17 protein-coding genes are annotated in these 17,982 nt (G+C 67.4%); 5 read left to right on the forward strand and 12 right to left on the reverse strand.

From position 1 onward, the window contains the following. The first annotated feature begins 18 nt into the window (after window positions 1-18). From HPA02_RS01725 to HPA02_RS01740, 4 genes are read left to right on the forward strand one after another with little or no spacing between them, the layout of a single operon-like run. Window positions 19-1,011 carry a TRAP transporter substrate-binding protein gene (locus HPA02_RS01725; protein WP_146801277.1) on the forward strand — a complete coding sequence of 331 codons (993 nt, stop codon included), beginning with the start codon at window positions 19-21 and terminating at the stop codon, window positions 1,009-1,011. 60 nt (window positions 1,012-1,071) lie between these two features. Further along, a complete protein-coding gene (locus HPA02_RS01730) occupies window positions 1,072-1,623 on the forward strand; it encodes a TRAP transporter small permease (RefSeq protein WP_146801279.1) in 552 nt (183 codons plus the stop codon). Between the two features lie 14 nt (window positions 1,624-1,637). After that, complete coding sequence (locus HPA02_RS01735; protein WP_146801281.1) at window positions 1,638-2,936, forward strand: TRAP transporter large permease; 1,299 nt, start codon at window positions 1,638-1,640, stop codon at window positions 2,934-2,936. Beyond that, a complete protein-coding gene (locus HPA02_RS01740; RefSeq protein WP_146801283.1) occupies window positions 2,937-3,467 on the forward strand; it encodes a winged helix DNA-binding protein in 531 nt (176 codons plus the stop codon). Window positions 3,468-3,513: 46 nt separating this feature from the next. On the opposite strand, the gene HPA02_RS01745 is transcribed toward HPA02_RS01740, so the two are convergent. The 9 genes from HPA02_RS01745 to osmF form a co-directional block, all read right to left on the reverse strand. Further along, window positions 3,514-5,337: a protein kinase domain-containing protein gene (locus HPA02_RS01745; protein ID WP_146801285.1), complete on the reverse strand. Its 1,824-nt coding sequence runs from the start codon at window positions 5,335-5,337 to the stop codon at window positions 3,514-3,516. Between the two features lie 296 nt (window positions 5,338-5,633). Next, window positions 5,634-7,286: a dihydrolipoyllysine-residue acetyltransferase gene (locus HPA02_RS01750; protein ID WP_146801287.1), complete on the reverse strand. Its 1,653-nt coding sequence runs from the start codon at window positions 7,284-7,286 to the stop codon at window positions 5,634-5,636. Window positions 7,287-7,309: 23 nt separating this feature from the next. Then, window positions 7,310-8,287 (reverse strand): alpha-ketoacid dehydrogenase subunit beta, encoded by a 978-nt coding sequence (locus HPA02_RS01755; RefSeq protein ID WP_146801289.1) that lies wholly within the window; start codon window positions 8,285-8,287, stop codon window positions 7,310-7,312. Between the two features lies 1 nt (window position 8,288). Next, window positions 8,289-9,479: a thiamine pyrophosphate-dependent dehydrogenase E1 component subunit alpha gene (locus HPA02_RS01760; protein ID WP_146801291.1), complete on the reverse strand. Its 1,191-nt coding sequence runs from the start codon at window positions 9,477-9,479 to the stop codon at window positions 8,289-8,291. Window positions 9,480-9,676: 197 nt separating this feature from the next. Next, window positions 9,677-10,426: an ABC transporter permease gene (locus HPA02_RS01765; protein ID WP_146801293.1), complete on the reverse strand. Its 750-nt coding sequence runs from the start codon at window positions 10,424-10,426 to the stop codon at window positions 9,677-9,679. Next, on the reverse strand, window positions 10,423-11,376 hold the full coding sequence (locus HPA02_RS01770; protein ID WP_146801295.1) for an ABC transporter ATP-binding protein: 954 nt from the start codon (window positions 11,374-11,376) through the stop codon (window positions 10,423-10,425). The genes HPA02_RS01765 and HPA02_RS01770 overlap by 4 nt, the downstream gene beginning before the upstream one ends. Further along, window positions 11,373-11,504 carry a hypothetical protein gene (locus HPA02_RS18525; protein ID WP_276508195.1) on the reverse strand — a complete coding sequence of 44 codons (132 nt, stop codon included), beginning with the start codon at window positions 11,502-11,504 and terminating at the stop codon, window positions 11,373-11,375. Before HPA02_RS18525 ends, HPA02_RS01770 begins: the two co-directional genes overlap by 4 nt. Window positions 11,505-11,574: 70 nt before the next feature. Beyond that, window positions 11,575-12,738 carry an ABC transporter permease gene (locus HPA02_RS01775; protein WP_146801297.1) on the reverse strand — a complete coding sequence of 388 codons (1,164 nt, stop codon included), beginning with the start codon at window positions 12,736-12,738 and terminating at the stop codon, window positions 11,575-11,577. A gap of 6 nt (window positions 12,739-12,744) precedes the next feature. Beyond that, window positions 12,745-13,647, reverse strand: coding sequence for a glycine betaine ABC transporter substrate-binding protein OsmF (gene osmF / locus HPA02_RS01780; protein WP_146801299.1), 903 nt, complete (start codon window positions 13,645-13,647; stop codon window positions 12,745-12,747). Window positions 13,648-13,694: 47 nt separating this feature from the next. On the opposite strand from osmF, the gene HPA02_RS01785 reads away from it, so the two are divergent. After that, a complete protein-coding gene (locus HPA02_RS01785) occupies window positions 13,695-14,690 on the forward strand; it encodes a DUF1853 family protein (protein ID WP_244945837.1) in 996 nt (331 codons plus the stop codon). Window positions 14,691-14,714: 24 nt separating this feature from the next. Here the strand turns inward: HPA02_RS01785 and HPA02_RS01790 are convergent, their stop codons facing one another. The 3 genes from HPA02_RS01790 to cysS form a co-directional block, all read right to left on the reverse strand. Continuing rightward, window positions 14,715-15,032 carry a helix-turn-helix domain-containing protein gene (locus HPA02_RS01790; RefSeq protein WP_146801301.1) on the reverse strand — a complete coding sequence of 106 codons (318 nt, stop codon included), beginning with the start codon at window positions 15,030-15,032 and terminating at the stop codon, window positions 14,715-14,717. Beyond that, window positions 15,029-16,375 carry a type II toxin-antitoxin system HipA family toxin gene (locus tag HPA02_RS01795; protein ID WP_232340885.1) on the reverse strand — a complete coding sequence of 449 codons (1,347 nt, stop codon included), beginning with the start codon at window positions 16,373-16,375 and terminating at the stop codon, window positions 15,029-15,031. Before HPA02_RS01795 ends, HPA02_RS01790 begins: the two co-directional genes overlap by 4 nt. Window positions 16,376-16,576: 201 nt before the next feature. Further along, window positions 16,577-17,980: a cysteine--tRNA ligase gene (cysS, locus tag HPA02_RS01800; RefSeq protein WP_146801306.1), complete on the reverse strand. Its 1,404-nt coding sequence runs from the start codon at window positions 17,978-17,980 to the stop codon at window positions 16,577-16,579. Window positions 17,981-17,982 lie beyond the last annotated feature (2 nt).

The following is a 17,982-nucleotide window of genomic DNA, read 5'->3' on the forward strand; positions in this document are numbered from 1 at the left end:
AACCACGAGGAAGATTCGATGAAGACCCGTCTACTGGCAGGGCTGACCTCCACCGCCCTGGGCCTCGGCCTCACCACCCTCGGCACCGGCGCCCAGGCCGCCACCCAATGGGACATGCCCACTCCCTATGGTGATCGCACCTTCCATACCGTCAATATCCGCGAGTTCGCCGACGAGGTGCGCGAGCGCACCGACGGCGAGCTGGATATCACCGTCCATTCCAACGGCTCGCTGATCGGTCACCCCGAGATCAAGAACTCGGTACGCCGCGGTATCGTGCCCATGGGCGAGCTGATCATGTCGCGGCTGGCCAACGAAAACCCCATCTACGAGGTCGACTCGGTGCCCTACCTGGCGGCCAACTACGAGGACGCCTGGACCCTGTGGGAGGCCTCCCGGGAGATCATCGCCGAGGAGCTGGCCAGCCAGCGCCTGCGTCTGCTCTTCGCGGTGCCCTGGCCCCCCCAGGGGATCTTCACCCAGCGGGCCATCGAGTCGCCGGATGACCTGCGCAACCTCAGCATGCGCGCCTACAACACCGCCAGCGAGCGCCTGGCACAATTGACCGGTGCCGTGCCAACCCAGGTGGAGGTACCGGACATCCCCACCGCCTTCAGCACCGGCCGGGTCGAGGCCATGGTCACCTCGCCGGCCACCGGCGCCGACACCAAGGCCTGGGATTATCTTAGCCATTTCAACCATGCCCAGCTGTGGCTGCCCAAGAACATGGTGATCGTTAACGAGCGAAGCTTCTCGCGACTCGACGAAGCCACCCAGGCGGCCCTACTCGAGGCCGCCGCCGAGGCCGAGCGTCGGGGCTGGGAGATGAGCCGCCGGGAGACCGAGGAGGCGCTGTCGGTACTCGCCGAGAATGGCATCCAGGTCAGCGAGCCCAGCGCCGAGCTTGCCGAGCTGCTCGAACAGGTCGGCGCCACCATGACCGACGAGTGGGTCGAGCGCGCCGGCGACCAGGGCGCCGCCATCCTCGGCAACTACCTCAACGCCCGCTAGCGGGATTCCGGGCCCCGCGGGGCCCGGCCTGCCCTTGCCGACCGCATTACGGTGACTCCCATGCGCTATCGACTCCGCCCCCTTTACACCCTGGGGGGCTACCTGGCCGCCACCTGCCTATGCCTGATCTGCGGCCTGATCACCGCCCAGATCCTCGGCCGCATCGTCGACCGGCTCGCCATCCAGCTCGGCTTCGACCGCATCGGCCTGGCGATTCCCGGCCTCGCCGAGATCTCCGGCTTCCTATTGGTGGGCGCCAGCTTCCTGGGGCTGGCCTACACCTTTATCCACGGCGGCCATATCCGCGTGACCCTGCTGATCGGCCGCCTGCCCCCCGCGTGGCGCGTCCAGGTGGAACTGCTCTGCCTTAGCCTGGCACTTCTCCTGGCCGTCTACCTGGGCTGGAACCTCTTCTGGCTGCTGGAGGACAGCATCGCCTTCGGCGAGACTTCCTATGGGCTACTAAGCATCCCCCTGTGGATCCCCCAGTCGGCGATGTTGGCCGGCGTGGTCCTGTTCTGCCTGGCCCTACTGGAAGCCTGGCTCATCACCCTCGTTATCGCCCTGACCCGCCCGTCGAGCTTTCGCATCGACGACGCCGGCCACGAATAAGCCCGGAGTCCACCATGCTGTTGATGATGACCCTTCTCTTCGTGGCCCTGCTGATCATGTTGGGCAGTGGCGTCTGGGTGGCCTTCGCCCTGCTGGGCATGGGCTGGCTGGGTATCGCCGCCTTCACTAATGTGCCCACCGGCGACGTCATGGCCAGCACCATCTGGAGCGCCAGCTACAGCTGGGAGCTGACCGCCTTGCCGATGTTTATCTGGATGGGCGAGATCCTGTTTCGTTCTCGCCTCGCCGAGGACATGTTCAGTGGCCTCTCGCCCTGGATGCAGCGGGTGCCGGGACGCCTGCTGCACACCAATGTGGTGGGCTGTGGCCTGTTTGCCGCGGTCTCCGGCTCCTCCGCCGCTACCTGCGCCACCATGGGCAAGATGACCCTCCCGGAACTCGGCCGCCGCGGCTATGACGACCGCCTGGTGCTGGGCACCCTGGCCGGGTCCGCCACCCTGGGGCTGCTGATTCCGCCGTCGATCATCCTGATCGTCTTCGCCGTGGCCACCGACCAGTCCATCGCGCGACTTTTTATGGCCGGGGTCTTCCCAGGACTGCTACTGATCGCCCTGTTCACGGGCTATCTGATGCTCTGGTCCTGGCGCTACCCCGAGCGGGTCCCCCCCGCCGACGAGCGCACCAGTTTCCGGGAGAAGCTACGCCGCTCGAAGCGCCTGATTCCGATGATGGGACTGATCGTCGGGGTGATCGGCTCCATCTATGCCGGCCTGGCCTCGCCCACCGAGGCAGCCGCGGTAGGGGTGGCCCTCTCCCTGGGACTGGCCCGAGTGCAAGGTGCCATGAACCGGCAGATCTTCCGCGACGCCCTGCTCGGCGCGGTAAAGACCTCCACCATGATCGCCTTTATTCTCGCCGGGGCCTCCTTCCTCACCGTGGCCATGGGATTCACCCGGCTACCCAGCGAGCTGGCCGCCTGGATCGCCACCCTGGAGCTGTCGCCGCTGATGCTGCTGCTGGCCCTGACCCTGTTCTTTATCGTGCTGGGCTGCTTCCTCGATGGTATCTCGGTGGTGGTGCTAACCACCTCCATCATGCTGCCCATGGTGGAGGCCGCGGGCATCGATCTGATCTGGTTCGGTATCTTCCTGGTGATCGTGGTGGAGATGTCGCAGATCACGCCACCGGTGGGCTTCAATCTCTTCGTGTTGCAGGGCATGACCGGCAAGAACATCCTGCATATCGCCAGCGCCGCCCTGCCCTTCTTCGGACTGATGCTGCTGGGTGTTATCCTCATCACCCTCTTCCCGCAGATCGTCACCTATCTGCCCGATGCCATGGGGAACCGCTAAATGAGTCAAGCACCAAGCAGCGCCGCCGATCCGCGCGGGCCCATCGTCTCCTCCGAGCACCTGTCGCGCAGCGCCCAGGAGCTCTCGGAATTCGAATTCGGCCTGATCATCTCCAGCCACGCCTTCAACCGCTGGATGGTGCGCTGCATGACCGCCAGCGGCTACCCGGAGCTGGGGGCCCTGGACGTGCTGGTGCTGCATAGCGTCAATCACCGCGAGCGCGCCAAGCGCCAGGCGGATATCTGCCTGGTGCTCAACGTGGAGGACACCCATACGGTGACCTATGCGCTGAAGAAGCTCACCAAGCTGGGCCTGGTCGGCGGCGAGAAGCACGGCAAGGAGACCTTCTTCCGCACCAGCGAGGCGGGCCGGGCGGCGTGCATGAAGTATGCGGAGATTCGCGAAGCCTGCCTGGTGGAGTCGCTCTCCTCCATGGGCATCGGCCGCGAGGAGATGCACCAGATCGCCGGCATGCTCAGGGCCATGTCGGGGCTCTATGATCAGGCGGCACGCTCCGCCGCCTCGCTGTAAGACTCGCCCGCTCGTCGACGGCACCGCCCTCGGGCGGCGCCGTCGTTCATGCCTCTACGCGACGGGGATTCTTGGGATAGTAGCGCTCTGGCATCTGCTCGATATGCGAGAAGAAGCGGGTGTCCTTGTAGGGCATCTTCATAAAGCCCGAGACGCCGAGTCCCTCGATCAGCCCCACGGCGCTCAGGATATCGTCCAGGTAGTGGCGGAACTCCGCCTCCCGAGCCGGGTCGAGCAGCCGGTAGTAGCTATGGATCTTGAGGTGGTTGGGCAGCGCCTCGAAGATGATCATGCCGGTGTGGTGGATCTGGTTGAGGGCCTCCAGGGAGAGGATGATCTCGTCGGGGAGCACCAGGAACTCCTCCGGGTCGGGGCCATCCTCGAAGTAGGAGTGGACCCGGCTGCGGTCCTCCAGCTCGGGGGCGGCGCTCACCTCGTAGGGCAGGCACATGCCCGGCGTGAGGCGAAACGGCTGCTCCGGGCCGTGGCGGTCGATATGCAGGGTGTCCCGGGCATTGAACAGGCAGCTCTTGAAGATGCCCTGGCGATAGATGCCCCGCGCCAGGTTGACCAGGTTGTTGACCGCCGCCACGAAGGCGGGCTTGAGCGCCGGGTCATGCAGGTTGAGGGAGGTGTCGATATAGACGCCGTCGGCCTCCCAGCGCACCGCCAGTCCCCCCACCACCGGGTACTTGCCGAGCCGGCTCACCGCCGCCAGGAAGGCCTTCTCGGTCTCGCCCATGCCCTGCATAAAGTTCTTGTAGTAGCGATCCAGTTGGACGTCGTTGACGTCGTTGAGGGTCTCCTCGGCATGCTCCTCGCGCAGGAAGGCCTTGCGCGAGGAGTAGACCACGGTGTCGATCTCGCGGCCGGCGGGTCGCGCCCAGACCGGCACCTGGGCGCTCTCGGCGGGCGTCGGCAGGTCGACCATTACCACCCGGGCCAGGCGCGGCATCTCGCGCAGGAAGTAGTCCCCGGCCCGGGCCCGCAGGCCGGGATCCGGGTCGAGCATGGCATCCAGCAGGCGGGCGAACTCCATGGGCAGGCCCAGGGAGATGGCGGGGATCACCCGGTGACCGAAGCGGCAGGACTGGGCCGAGGCCAGGGCATAGAGGGTGGCGGCGGCGCCCTGCTCGTCGAAGCGCGGCGAAGAGAGGGCCCCATTCAGTTGCTCCTCGCCGATAAAGTAGACATCCCCCAGCCGGGCATTGGTCTGCTGGAGGTTGTCGGACATCAGTTCCATGACATTGGACGCCACGAACTGGCCATTGGCGTCCAACTGGGCGAACACCGAGGAGCCCCAGTCGATCAGCGCCACCTCCTCCCGGGCGGCATCGAAGACCAGGTTGGAGGGTTTGATATCGCCGTGGATCACCGGCTTGCCGGTGACGCCGGATTCCCGGCGCAGGTGGCGCAGGATATCCGCCAGCTGATCGGCGATGCGCACCACCAGGCGCGGCGACAGTCGCCCCTCCCCGAGCGACACCTCCTCGAGGTTGAGGCCCGGGGCCCGCTCCATCACCAGGATCGACTGGTTGCGCACCCGCTGGTAGGCGATCAGCCGGGGCACCCGGGGGTGCTCCACCTGCTCGAGCATAAAGGCCTCCTCCTCGAGGCGTTCCTGGAGGTGGGCCGGCAAGGTGACGCGGCTGAACTTGAAGACGTACTGCTGGCCGAGGGCGGTGATCCCGGCGAAGACGAAGCCGTAGGCGCCCTTTCCCACCAGCTCGATCTCCCGGTAGCCGAGCTGCTCGAGCTGGGTGCGGCAAAGGGCCACCCACTCACGCAGCTTGCGGGCATCGTCCTGGCTGAGCAGGTAGATGGACTGCTCTTCGGGAATATAGAACTGCTGCAGGGGCGCCTGGCTCATCGACTCTCCTGATTGGGGCCCCGGGACACCCGAGGTGGTATGCCGGGGCTTTCCTGGGGGCAGGCGCTCCGGAAGGCCGGCTCCGCGCAAAGACGCTGTAAATCCATCCCTGGACGCTCGACTTTTTCCTGCGGCGCTTCGCTATCCTGCTCCGCTTGCAGGGCCGGAGTAGTCCCTCCATGGCCTACCCGTGCGGAGACATGCTCCTCACCCCTGAAAAAGACGCTTTGCTCCGGCCTGCCCCCAGCGCCCCTCACCATACGCCGGCGATAGCCCCGGGGCGCCGGGCACAGGTTCTACAACGCCAATAGCAGGCTCTCGGGATCCTCCAGATAGCCCTTCCAGGCATTGGCGAAGCGGGCGATGGTACCGCCATCGATCAGCCGGTGGTCGCCGCACCAGGTGGCGGTCATGATCGCCCGGCGTACCACCTGGCCGTCGGCATCGAAGCGCGGCAGCCACTGGGTCTTGCCGATGGCGACGATGGCCGCCTCCGGGGCATTGATGATCGGCACCGCATAGGTGCCGCCCAGGGCGCCGATATTGGAGATGGTCACGGTGCCGCCGGTGAGGTCCGATGGCGCGACGCGCCCCTCCCGGGCCGCCTCGGTCAGGCGACTCACCTCGGCGGCGATCTCCAGCAGGCTGAGCCGCTCCACCCGCTTGACGTTGGGCACGATCAGGCCCGCCTTGCCATCCACCGCCATGCCCACGTTGACCTCGGGCAGGTAGTGGATCTCCGCGGCGGCCTCGTCCAGCCGGCTGTTGAGGATCGGGTACTCGAGCGCGGCCAGGGCCAGCGCCTTCATAAAGAAGGGCATCAGGGTCAGGCGCGCGCCGCGGGCCTCGGCCTTGACCTTGAGGCGCTCTCGCAGAGTCACCAGCTCGGTGACATCGAACTCGTCGCCATAGGCGAAATGGGGGATCGACTGGGCCGAGGCGACCATGCGCTTGGCCATGGCCGCCTGGACGCCGCGCAGCGGCTCCACCCGGACTTCGCCCTGAGGCGCTCCACCGGCCCGGGCCGAGTCAGGCGTGGGACTCGGTTGCGACGCAGTGGCCGGCTCTTTCTCGCCACCCTGGGGCGACTCCAGATAGCGCAGTACATCCTCCTTGAGCACCCGCCCGTCCTTGCCGGAGCCGGGAATCGTCGCCAGGGTCAGGCCGTGCTCGCGCACCAGGCGGCGCACCGCGGGACTGGCGGGGGTCCGCCCATAGGAGCCCTTTCCTTTCACTGGCTCCTGGGTCTCCTTGACGGGCGTCGGCTGCGCCGGGGCTGCCCCCCGAGCAGGAGCCGCGGCCTGGCGCTGGGCGGCGCCTTGGGCCGGCTGGGGAGACGCGGCCTCGGCCTCGCCGCCCTCCGGCAGGTAGGCGAATAGCGGCGTATGCACTCGGGCGCTCTCACCTTGGCCGTAGTGGAGCCGGGTCACCCGCCCCGCCTCCGGGGCGGTGATCTCGACCATCGCCTTGTCGGTCATCACGTCCACCACCGGCTGATCCTCGGCGACCGTCTCGCCCTCGGCGATGCGCCACTCGACGATCTCGCACTCGACGATGCCTTCGCCGATATCCGGCAGGATAAAGTCCTTGCCGACGGCGGTCACCTCGCCGGCGCTGGCGGAGGGCTCGGGCGCCGCCTCACCGGGCTCGCTACCCGGGGCCTTGTCGGGCGGCGTCGCTGCCACCTTGCCCTGGTCGTCGTCCTCCGCCTCGCCCTCGGCAACCAGGGCGAACAGCGGCGCATGCACCCTGGCGATCTCTCCCTCTTGGTAATAGAGCCGGGTCACCTTGCCCGCATAGGGGGCGGGAATCTCCACCAGGGCCTTGTCGGTCATCACCTCGGCCACCGGCTGATCCTCGCTGATGGTCTCGCCCTCGCTGACCAGCCACTTAACCACCTCGCACTCCACGATACCTTCGCCGATATCGGGCAGCATAAAATCGCTCATTGTCGCTCTCCTCGAATATCGGCCTAGAAGTCGATGCTGGCCTTGATGGCCTCGACGATCTTCAGGTGATTGGGCAGGTACTCCTTCTCCAGGGTCAGGGGGAAGGGAGTATCCAGGCCGGTCACCCGCTGGATCGGCGACTCCAGGTAGAGGAAGCAGCGCTCGGCGATGGTGGCGGCGATCTCGCCGGCGAAGCCGCCGGTCAGCGGCGCCTCGTGGCTGATTACCAGGCGCCCGGTCTTGAGCACCGACTGGGCCACGGTCTCGACGTCCCAGGGCAGGATACTACGCAGGTCGATCACCTCGCAGGAGATGCCCTCCTTCTCGGCCAGCTCGGCGGCCTTCTCGGTGACCTCCACCTGGGCACCCCAGGCCAGTAGGGTCACGTCGCTGCCCTCCTTGATCACCTCGGCCTCACCCAGGGGCAACTGATAGTCCGCCTCGGGCACCTCGCCGGTGGAGGCGCGGTAGAGCCGCTTGGGCTCGAAGAACAGCACCGGGTCGGGGTCGCGGATCGCCGCCAGCAGCAGGCCCTTGGCCTGATGGGGGTTGCGCGGGACGACGATCTTCAGGCCCGGGGTATGGGCGAAATAGGCCTCCGGTGACTGGGAGTGGTAGAGCCCCCCGGAGATACCGCCGCCATAGGGGGCGCGTATGGTCAGGCCGCCCACCTCGAAGAGACTGCCGGAGCGGTAGCGGAACTTGGCGGACTCGTTAACGATCTGGTCGAAGGCCGGGAAGATGTAGTCGGCGAACTGGATCTCCGCCACCGGCTTGTGGCCCTGGGCCGCCAGGCCGTTGGCGAAGCCGATGATGCCCTGCTCCACCAGGGGGGTGTTGAAGCAGCGCTCGCGGCCATACTTCTCCTGGAGGTGGCTGGTGGCGCGGAAGACGCCGCCGAAGCCGCCCACGTCCTCGCCGAAGCAGAGCACCCGCGGGTCGCTCTCCATGGCGATATCCAAAGCGTTATTGATCGCCTGCAAGAGGTTCATGGTCGGCATCTCAGGCTCCTCCCTGGTCGAGGCCCGGGGCACTCTTGGGATAGGCCTCCGGATGGCGGCGCACATGGGCCTCCAGGGCGTCGAGCTGCTCCTGGAGACGCGCCGGCACCTCGGCGTAAACGTCCTCGACCAGGCTCGCCAGGGGCGGCGGCGGGCGCTTCTCGGCGCGCTTCATGGTCTCCAGCACCTCACGACGCAGCTGCTCCTGGAGGGTCTTCTCCTCGTCATCGCTCCACCACTCCTGGGCCAGCATCCACAGGCGCATGCGATTGACCGGGTCCTTCTCCCGCCATAGCGCCTCCTCCTTCTTGCTGCGATAGCCGGAGGGATCATCGGAAGAAGAGTGGGCCGCCAGTCGATAGGTCATCGCTTCGATCAGCACCGGCTGGTTGTGCTCCACGGCAATGCGCCGCGCCTCGCGGGTGGCGGCGTAGACCGCCAGCACGTCGTTACCGTCGACGCGGATCACGTGCATCTTGTAGCCGAAGGCCCGGGGCGCCACCCCGTCGGCGGCGAACTGCTCCACCGAGGGGGTGGAGATGGCATAGCCGTTGTTGCGGCAGAAGAAGATCACCGGCGCCCGGTGCACCGCGGCCATGTTGAGGGCGGCGTGGAAGTCGCCCTCGGAGGCGGCCCCCTCGCCGAAGTAGGTGATGGTGCAGCGGCCCTGGCCGTCGAGCTTCTGGCCATAGGCGTAGCCGGCAGCCTGGGGAATCTGGGTGGCCAGGGGCGAGGAGATGGTCATGTAGTGGAGCTTGGCGCTGCCGTAGTGGATCGGCATCTGGCGCCCCTTGCCGTAATCCTCGGCGTTGCCGAACAGCTGGTTCATGAACTCGTCGATACCGAAGCCGCGGTAGGCCAGGGCGCCCTGCTCCCGGTACTGGGCCATGATCATGTCGTCGTCATCGAGGGCCGCGGCGCTACCGATTACCGCCGCCTCCTCCCCGGTGCACTGCATATAGAAGGAGAGTCGCCCCTGGCGCTGGGCCGCCAGCATGCGTTCGTCGAGCACCCGGATCAGCACCATGGTGTGGTAGATGCGGCGGGCGGTCTCGCGGCCGAGCTCCGGGGCCCGGGCGCCCTCGAAGAGGGTGCCGTCCTGCTGGAGCAGCGCGAAGGTGGCGATATGGAATTCATCGCCATCCATAAAGCGCGGCTCATGGATGACCTGGGAAGCTGTTGTTGTGGTCATGATCCTCTTCCTTGGGTAGTGGTGAGGAATCTCTCGCCCCTTGTGAGGGCAAGTGTCATCTCTACTCTAGTCAGCCGCCAGCGATTCGCTCCAGCGCTGGATCAACGACGCCGCAGTTGACGTTAACGTTAAGATAACCAGCCGAAGTCGCCCCTGCCAAGGAAATTTTCTGGGATATCGACCAAATGCCAGTAGATTCAGCCCCGGCGCGGGGTGACCGCTTCGAAGAGACTATCGAGGGTCAGGGCCAGGACACCGATCAGCAGCGCCCCCTGGAGGATATAGGCACTATTGCCGTTGACGATACCGGCGATGATGGGGTCGCCCAGGGTCTTGGCACCGATGGTGGAGCCGATGGCGGCGGTGGCGATACCCACCGTCACCGAGGTGCGGATGCCGGCCAGCATCACCGGCGCCGCCAGGGGCAACTCCAGGCGCCAGAGGATCTGACCCGGGGACATGCCCATGCCACGGGCCGCCTCGCGCACCGCGGGGTCGATCCCCTCGATGCCGGCCAGGCCGTTGCGTAGGATCGGCAGTAGCCCATAGAGTACCAGGGCCACCACCGTGGGCAGGGCGCCAAAGCCCAGGCTCGGCACCGCCAGGGCCAGCACCGCCACCGGCGGGAAGGTCTGGCCCATGGCGGCGAGCTGGCTGGCCAAGGGCAGGAAGTCGCGCCCCCAGGGACGTGTCACCGCCAGGGCCGCCCCCACCCCTAGCAGGATCGCCAGCCCCGAGGCCACCCCGACCAGGGCCAGGTGATTGAGCAGCAGGACGGCGAAGTCGTCACGGGGGTAGATCACCTCCCGGGCCTCCGGGGCCAGCCAACGAAACCAGGCCTCGGCCCGGGGCAGCCAGGTCAGCAGGCCCACCAGCCCCGCCCCCCATAGCAGGGGCACCAGGCCGCGACCGTAGCGGCTCAGGGAAGGCGCCAGCCCGGCGATCATATGCCGGCCCTCATCAGGTCGCTGAGATGCAGGCTGCCGCACACCCGGCCCCTTCCATCCACTACCGCCAGGCACTCGACCCGATGCCAGAGCATCACCGACAGGGCCAGGCGCAGGTCCTCGTCGGGCGCGACGGCGGGCTCCACCGGCAGACCGGCGTCGACGCGACGCATCAGCCGTGCCACCGGGGTCAGGGCCGCGCGCTTGAGGCCGCGATCGCGGCCACCCAGCAAGGAGGTCACGAAGTCATCCGCCGGTGCCGCCAGCAGTTCATCGGGGCTACCCTGCTGGACGATGCGCCCGGCACGCATTACCACCAGGCGATCGGCCAGCTTCAGGGCCTCGTCCATGTCGTGGGTGACGAAGACGATGGTCTTGCGGATGCGCCCCTGCAGGCGCCGCAGCTCCTCCTGGAGACTCTCCCGGGTGATGGGGTCCAGGGCCCCGAAGGGCTCGTCCATCAGCAGGATCTCCGGGTCGGCGGCCAGGGCCCGGGCCACCCCGACCCGCTGGGCCTGGCCGCCGGAGAGCTGGGCCGGGTACTTGTCGGCGAACTCGCTCGGTGCCAGCCCCAGCAGGTCCATCAACTCCTCGACCCGTTCGCGGGTGCGCGCCCGGGACCACTTCAGCAGCCCCGGCACCAGGGCGATATTGCGTGCCACCGTCCAGTGAGGAAACAGCCCGGTGCTCTGGATGGCGTAGCCGATGCGTCGACGCAGCCGCTGCGGGTCGATCTCGCGGATCGGTTGGCCGTCGATATGGATCTCACCGTCGCTGTGCTCGATCAGCCGGTTGATCATGCGCAGGGTGGTGGACTTGCCGCAGCCGGAGGTCCCCACCAGCACGCAGAACTCCCCCGCGGCGATATCCAGGGAGATGGCGTCCACGGCGGTCTCGGCGCCGAAGCGCTTGGTGACCGCCTTGAGGGCGATACGCGGCGTCTCGCTCATCGGGCCTCCCGGCTACGCGGAAGGCGGGTATCAGGCGCCAGGGCGCTGGGCTGGATGCTGGTCATCGGCTCCCGGCTACGCGGAAGGCGGGTATTAGGCGCCAGGGCGCTGGGCTGGATGCTGGTCATCGGGCCTCCCGGCTGGGTTGACGACGCGGACGACGCGTGTGAGGCGCCAGGGCGCTGAGCAGGGCATGGGTCATCGGGCCTCCCGGCCGGGTTGACGACGGGTGAGTCGTGCCAGGGCGCTAAGCAGGCTATCGGCGGCCACCGCCAGGGCCAGGATCGGCAGGGCCCCCAGCAGCACCAGATCCATGGCGGCCTGGCCCAGTCCCTGGAAGATAAAGGTACCCAGGCCGCCGGCGCCGATCAGCGCGGCCACGGCGGCCAGCCCCACCGCCTGGACGGTGGTAATGCGGATGCCCTCGAGGATCACCGGGGCGGCGAGTGGCAGGCGCACCCGCCAGAAGACCTGGGCCGGGCTCATGCCCATGCCTCGGGCCGCCTCGACGACGCGCGGGTCCACCCCATCGAGGGCCACCACGCTGTTGCGAGTCATGGGCAGCAGGCTATAGCCCACCAGGGCGATCAACGCCGGCGCCCAGCCGATGCCCTGCACGCCCAGCTCGCCCAGCCAGGCGTAACGGGCGGCGAGCCAGGCCAAGGGAGCCAACAGCAGGCCGAAGAGCGCTAGGCTGGGAATGGTCTGGATCAGGCTGAGCAGGGCGAAACCGCCACGCCGCAGGCTCGGGAAGCGGCGCATGGCCAGGGCCAGGGCGAAGGCCAGCAAGAGGCTGAGGCCCACCGCCGCCGACACCAGCAGCAGGTGATAGCGCAGGGCCGCATGGAAGGCGTCGCTGCGGCTGGCATACTCGCGTATCAGCGCCAGGCTCTCCAGATGGCCCTGAGTCAAGGCCAGCCCCAGCGAGAGCAACGGCAGCAGGACCAGCCAGAGGCCGTGCCTAAGGCGGGCATGTAGCTCCACCCAGCACATCAGCAGCAGGAAGAGCAGGACCCAGAAGCCGGCGCCCAGGGTCACCCGGGCCTGGGACGAGGCGTCCGGCACGCGGCTCGCCGCGAAGGCGGCCAGGACCCAGGGCAGCAATGCCAGGGCCGCCACCACCACCACCCTAGCCAGGACCAGGGCTCGCGCCGAGCCACGCCAGGCGAACGCCATCACTAGCAACGGGAAGGCCCAGACCGATGCCGACCAGGGACCCAGCCAGGCCCAGAGGCTGACGCCCTCTCCGGGCAGGATGCGGTTGGGGGCGACGCTGGCCAGGTCGAGGGTCAACAGCGCGGCCAACAGGGCCAGGCCGAGGACCAGCAGCACCCGGTTGGCCGCGCGGGATGAGGAGTGCACCGCCACTTAGTCGGCGAGGCCGTCCAGGAAGTCTCCGACCACGGCGGCCGGGTCGGCGCCATTGACCGCCACCTCGCCGTTGAGGCGCTGCAGGGTCTCGAGGTCCAGGGCCTCGAAGACCGGCCCCAGCAGGGTCTCGATCTCGGGGTAGGCGTCCAGCACCTCGGCACGCACCACCGGCGCCGGCTGGTAGACCGGTTGCACCCCCAGGGTATCCTCCAGCACCACCAGGTCCAGGGCCTGGAGGCCGCCATCGGTGCCATAGGTCATGGCGGCATTGACGCCATTGGTGCCGAGCGCGGCGGCACGCATGGTGGCGGCGGTATTGCCGCCGGAGAGCACCACCAGTTGATCGGAGTCGAGGCTGAAGCCGTAGGCTGCCTGGAAGGCCGGCAGGGCCGCCTCCGACTCCACGAACTCGGCGCTGCCGGCGAAGATGAAATCGCCCCCCTCGGCCAGGTAATCCGCCAGGTCTTCGAGGCTGGTCAGCCCCGCTTCCCGGGCCAAGTCGCCGCGCACGCTGATCGCCCAGGTGTTGTTGGCCGAGGCCGGGGCGAGCCACACCAGGTCGTTGGCCTCCCGGTCGCGCTCGCGCACCGTCTCGTAAGCCGCCTCGGCGTCTTTCCATACCGGGCTGTCGGCCATATCGAAGAAGAAGGCGCCATTGCCGGTGTACTCCGGGTAGATATCGATCTCGCCGGCGCGAATCGCCTCGCGCACGATGCTGGTGCCACCCAGTTGCAGGCGACGCTGCACCTCGACCCCGCCCTGCTCCAGGGTCTGGGCGATCATCTCGCCGAGTACCGAGCCCTCGGTATCGATCTTCGAGGAGACGACGACCTGGGCCTGGGCGGCGCCGGTCCCGAGGAGGGTGGCGAGGGCGGCGATGGCGATCAGCGGCTGGTTCATGACGCGATTTCCGTGCAGGGCAAGTGTGGTTCCAGTATAAGGAAATGATGAAACCCTGTCAGACCCTGGATCAACGCGACGCCATGGCCCTGGCCGGCCGCTACCACCACCCCCTGGTACGCGACCTGGCCTGGCTCTGCCTGGCCCCGGACCTGCTTGCCCTCAGTGAGGCGCCCGGCGCGACCTGTCCCGGGCGCCCCAGCCTCGACGAGCTGGGCCTGGGCGACCCCGGCCGGCTCATCGCCTGGCTGGATGGCTGGGAGGCCGCCCCCGACGCCCTGGAGGCGACCCTTGGCGACCCCCGCGGCCTGCGCCTGGGCCTCTATCACGAACGCTTCTGGCAGTTCCTGCTGACTCGGGCCCCGGGCACCGAGCTGCTGGCCCATAACCTGGCGATCCATCGCCAGGGCCGCACCCTCGGCGAGCTGGACCTGCTCTATCGCCGCCGAGGCGACCCCAGACCGATCCATCTGGAAGTCGCGATCAAGTTCTACCTGGGCCTGCCCGAGGGCCCCGGCGGCGAGACGCACCAGGCACGCTGGGTGGGACCGGGCTGCGTGGATAGCCTGGCCAGCAAGCGCGAGCATCTGGTTCGCCATCAGTTGCCGATGCCGGAGCGACCGGAGGCCCGGGAGGCGCTCTGGGCCCTGCTCGGTGAGGCGAACGGAGACCTCGAACAGCGTCTGGCCATGCCCGGGGTGCTCTTCTATCCCTGGTGCCACGCCCTGCCGCCGCCTCGCGAGGCCACCGCCGATCACCTGCGTGGCCTCTGGCTGCCCTGGCGGGACTGGCCGGCGCTGCGCGATACCCTGGCCGCGGACACCCTGGCCTCGCGGCTGCACAAGCCCCACTGGATGGCCCTGCCCGCCCCCGTCCAGCTAGTGCCGCTGGACGCCATCCAGCGCCCCCTGGCCGCACATTTTGCCCGTCCGGCGGTGATGCCCCAGCCCCTGGTGCTCTATCGTCGGGGAAATTGGCAGCGCCTCTTTATCGTCGGCGACGACTGGCCCCGCAAACTACCCCTGCCGCCCTACCCCGCTTGAGACCCACCCGGCAATGGTCCCGGGCTAAGGCCTCGCGTCACTCGCCAGGTCCAGCACCTGAGCCAGCAGGCGACGCTGGCGTGGCAGCAGGCCCATCTCGAGGCCCAGCGGCTTGAAGGCGCGGTTGATCAACTCCAGGGTGGCATTGCCCTTGTCGCCTTCCAGGTCGGAAAGGGTGCGACGACTGATGCCGACCAGGGCCGCGTAGCGGTCCTGGGAGAGCCCCAATACATCGCGCCGTAGGGCGCGCAGCAACTTGCCCTCGGTGAGCTCACCGGCATAGAACTGGCCGAGGAGCGTCACCAGCGCCGCTTCACGATCATCGGTAACTCGAGGTTTCAAAGCAGCCCCCAACGCTTGAGTCGGGCATCCAGGGTACACAATCCCACCGCCGGCAGGTCGAGAATCCGCGCAGGCACCCCACGGGCGGCCAGGCGCTCGTGCAGCCCCTCCAGGTCGACGGCGAGCCGCCGGAGTTCCCCCATCAACCGCTCGGGCTCCACCAGATCCGCCAGGGAGGCGGCGATGCCCGACCAATCGAACTCACCACCCACTTCCAACGGCGGCCCCCACTGCGTCGTCCGCGTCACGCCTTCAGGATCGGCCTTCATCGGAGCAAAGTCATAGACTGGCGATAGCCAGAGACCGTCAGGCCGCTTGAGCAGCGCCGTATTGCGGCCATGATTGTCGGAGTTACCGAAGGCGACATTGAGCAGGTCCCGTCGCACCCACTCGATGGCGAGAGCCGGGGCATCGAACTCCGCCCCCTGTTCCCGCACCCGATACTGTGTCTCAAGCAGGGTCACCAGGCGGCGCAGAATCTCCCCATGGCGAAGGAAGCTTCCGGTGGCGACGCCCATCAGCGAATAGACCGACTCCAGCCCATGGCGTATCCAGGCGCCGCCGCGGTATTGCATATCGAAGCGCGGCAGCCAGAGGGAGGGATACCGCCCTCCCTCGATCAGGCGCATTCCCTCGCCATCGATGGTGTCGACACCCAGCGATGCTAGTTCCTGATAATAGTGATACTCGGCGCGCAGGATGTCGCAGTCGTCAGCGCCGCGACTGCCACGAGGAAATTTCACCAGCATGGGCCGATCCGGCTGGTGATGATCATCCTGCCAGGTATCGATCCACACCTGGTCGTCCGCGGACAGCCGCAGCAGCAGCTTGGGCGCTTCCCCCCCGGCCCCCGTGGCCCCCCCACTGGCGGCTCCCATCTGCTGGGCATACTCGAGAAAGTCCGTATCCCGCTCCACCACGCTCTGCATGGGGAAACGCCGCTCGCCCAAGGCGTCCCGGGCCGCACTATTCGGCACCGCTTCCTTAATGCGCAGGTTGCCTATCGGGGCAATAGTTCCCCTGGCCAGCAGTTGCGTATCCTGATGCCCCTCAGGCAAGTCGTGCAGGCCCAGGTAATCCACCCAGAACCGGCGGCTGGCGCCGGCGGGCATGATATCTTCCAGGAAGCCGAACCAACGCGACGACTCATGGGTCAGCATCAGCTCCACGGGCAGCAACAGGCTACAGGCGTGCCGATCATCGTGAAACATCCAGTCGACGGCATGCTCCATCGTATAGCAGAGGCGGGACACACCTCCGGCCCCCCGCTCGGGGCTCGGCAGTGACAACACGGCCGCGTCATGCCAGGCCTGGTCGAAGTGAATCTGTACCGTCAGTTCCAAGAGAGGCCTCTGCGCATAATATCGCTCAATAATAGCCATATACTCACCACAGTGAGCAGTATAGCGCACAATATTGAGGGGAGTATCAAAAACCGTGAATTATACTGCTCAATCTGGATTCGCCATGCATGCCCGGCGCCCGCTGACAAAAACGCCCGCCCCTGCGAAGCAGGAGCGGGCGCGTGCACGGCGGCCGCAACCTCAGCCGTCGTCGCTCTCGCTGCCCTTGTCGAGGACCCAGGTGGTGCCCTCCCGGGAATCCTTGAGGATGATCCCGAGCGCAGCGAGCTCGTCGCGGATGGCATCGGCGGCGGCGAAATCCTTGGCCCGCTTGGCCTCGGCACGGGCGGTGATGCGCGCCTCGATCTCCGCCTCGGCGAGCGGCAGCTCCCCGGCGCCCCCCTTCAGGAAGGCCGCCGGTTCCTGCTGCAGCAGGCCCAGCACGCTCGCCAGGCGCTTGAGCGCGAAAGCCAGCGCCGGGGCCTCGGCGGGGGCCTCCTTCTTGGCCCGGTTGAGCTCCCGGGCCAATTCGAAGAGCACCGAGACCGCCTCGGGGCTATTGAAGTCGTCATCCATGGCGGCGCCAAAGCGCGCCTGGTAACCACCATCCACCTCGCCCTCCTGGGCCTCTACCCCATCCAGGGCGTTGTAGAAGCGCTCCAGGGACTTGCGCGCTTCGGAGAGCGACTCCGGGGCGTAGTTGATGGGACTACGGTAGTGGCTGGCCACCAACAGGTAGCGCACCACCTCGGGGTCATGGTGCGCCAGCACCTCGCGGATGGTGAAGAAGTTGCCCAGTGACTTGGACATCTTCTCCTGATTGACCCGTACCGCCCCGGCGTGCATCCAGGTATTGACGTAGGGCTTGCCGGTGGCCGCCTCGGACTGGGCGATCTCGTTCTCGTGGTGGGGGAAGGTCAGGTCCGGCCCGCCGCCATGGATATCGAAGGTCTCGCCCAGGCAGCAGGTGGACATGGCCGAGCACTCGATATGCCAGCCGGGTCGCCCCTCGCCCCAGGGCGAGGGCCAGCTCGCCTCGCCGGGCTTGGCGGCCTTCCATAGCACGAAGTCCAGCGGGTCCTCCTTGTGCTCGTCCACCTCGATGCGCGCACCGGAGCGCATCTCGTCGAGGTCGCGGTTATTGAGCTTGCCGTAGCCCTCGAACCGGCGAACCCGGTAGTAGACGTCGCCATTCTCCGCGGCATAGGCATAGCCCTTGGTGATCAGCGTCTCGATCATCGCCAGGATATCGTCGATATGCGCGGTGGCCCGGGGTTCGGCATCGGGACGCAAGACGCCGAGGCGCGCCTCGTCTTCGTGCATGGCCGCGATCATGCGCTCGGTCAGGGCGCCGATGCTCTCGCCGTTCTCCTCGGCGCGGCGCAGGATCTTGTCGTCGATATCGGTGATATTGCGCACATAGGTGACGTCATAGCCGCGATGGCGCAGATAGCGGGTAATCACATCGAAAGCCACCATCACCCGGGCATGGCCCAGGTGACAGTAGTCATAGACGGTCATGCCGCAGACGTACATGCGCACTCGGCCCGGCTCGATGGGCGTAAAGGCTTCCTTGCGGCGCGTCAGGGTGTTGTAGATCTGCATCC

Origin of the sequence: Bisbaumannia pacifica (assembly GCF_007989625.1) — a bacterium.
GTDB lineage: Bacteria > Pseudomonadota > Gammaproteobacteria > Pseudomonadales > Halomonadaceae > Bisbaumannia > Bisbaumannia pacifica.